Origin of the sequence: Caproicibacter fermentans (assembly GCF_009746625.1) — a bacterium.
GTDB lineage: Bacteria > Bacillota > Clostridia > Oscillospirales > Acutalibacteraceae > Caproicibacter > Caproicibacter fermentans.
Map to the genome: position 1 here is coordinate 1 of NZ_VWXL01000092.1, position 1,188 is coordinate 1,188.

The 1,188-nt window shown below is 35.6% G+C and carries 3 protein-coding genes; 1 reads left to right on the plus strand and 2 read right to left on the minus strand.

Annotated elements, in window-relative coordinates:
• Nucleotides 1–111: 111 nt before the first annotated feature.
• Entirely contained in the window at nt 112–366 is a 255-nt protein-coding gene (locus CAFE_RS15785; protein WP_156991162.1) for a hypothetical protein, read from the minus strand.
• A 63-nt stretch (nt 367–429) separates the two neighbouring features.
• Complete coding sequence (locus tag CAFE_RS20715) at nt 430–726, minus strand: DUF6442 family protein (protein WP_413814443.1); 297 nt, start codon at nt 724–726, stop codon at nt 430–432.
• Between the two features lie 137 nt (nt 727–863).
• On the opposite strand from CAFE_RS20715, the gene CAFE_RS15790 reads away from it, so the two are divergent.
• The coding region (locus tag CAFE_RS15790) for a BlaI/MecI/CopY family transcriptional regulator (protein WP_156991163.1) at nt 864–1,188 on the plus strand (325 nt) is incomplete at its 3' end.

Consider the following 1,188-nt stretch of genomic DNA (forward strand, 5'->3'; position numbering starts at 1 on the left):
GCAAAAGTGGAAATAAATTCAGGAGTATAGCGTTGAAATTCGACGTAATCATTCAGTTTGGAACGCCTCTTGAATCCCTTTTCTCTGAATTCCTCTTCCTGCGCCATTTGTTCAGAGGTTCCCTAATCCCTTGAGTTTAAAGTAGTCACGGATTTCCGTATCGCTGGCTGTTTTCAGAAACTCATCGGGAGCTTCCATAAGAATGCTGAATGCCGTTTCTAAATATTGTAGGTCAGAATCCTTTATGGAAGTTGTTTTGCTGGATGCGATATCTGCATCCACATTACTTGTAGTGGCTGCAAATGCATCAATGCTCGCCGTAGACATAATGACCAATGCTAGGAACAAACTTACAAGTTTCTTCATTTTTAGACCTCCTTCACATATTAAAAGCGGCTGGGAAGATATCACTTTAATAAGTAGGGTTACCTATATAATAAGAAAAAGTAAAAGTGCGGAGATGCAAACAACGACAGAGGCTATAAAAATGACAATATCAATCTTTGCTCGGGTAGTTTTCATTTTCTTATAGCTTTCTAATGCTTCAACGCAAGCGGATAGTGACACAATATCATAGGGATTTTCCTTTCTTAGGCAGGAAACTATTATAAAAATTACGATAAGTATCGATGTGATGCCGTAACTTAAAGGCGACGTTTCTTTTCCTGATTTTGGATTCCTTTGGTGCATAATCCTTCTCCTTTTATAGATCTTGCAATAAGGCATTTTAAGATTAATATATTATATCAACCGTTGATATAATAGCACAAATGGTTGTTACTGTCAACAAAAAATATTAACTATTGACTTATTTTATTAATCTTTGCTATAATAACACTATCAAATTACGAGGAGAAGCTCAAATGAAAAGCAGAAATTACGTAAAACTTACTAACAGAGAGCTTGAAATAATGAAAGTATTGTGGAAATCAAACAATTCATTGACTGCTACTGAAATATCGGAGCTTACAGAGGACAGCAACTTCAGTATTTTTAGTGTACAAAACACAATTAAATCATTGCTCTCCAAGAAAGTCATTGAAGTATCATCTTATACAAAGGTTTATAAAACAAACGCACGTGAATACAAACCTTTGTTAAGCGCTAATGATTTTGCGACAATGCAGTTTACACATTATTTTGATCCGAGCAAGGAAACTGCAATTCCTCATCTAGTAGCAACCCTGC

Bases quoted from the DNA above. Each gene is read 5' to 3' on its own strand.
- CAFE_RS15785 (WP_156991162.1), bottom strand. From the start codon at position 366: ATGAAGAAACTTGTAAGTTTGTTCCTAGCATTGGTCATTATGTCTACG.
- CAFE_RS20715 (WP_413814443.1), bottom strand. From the start codon at position 726: ATGCCTTATTGCAAGATCTATAAAAGGAGAAGGATTATGCACCAAAGG.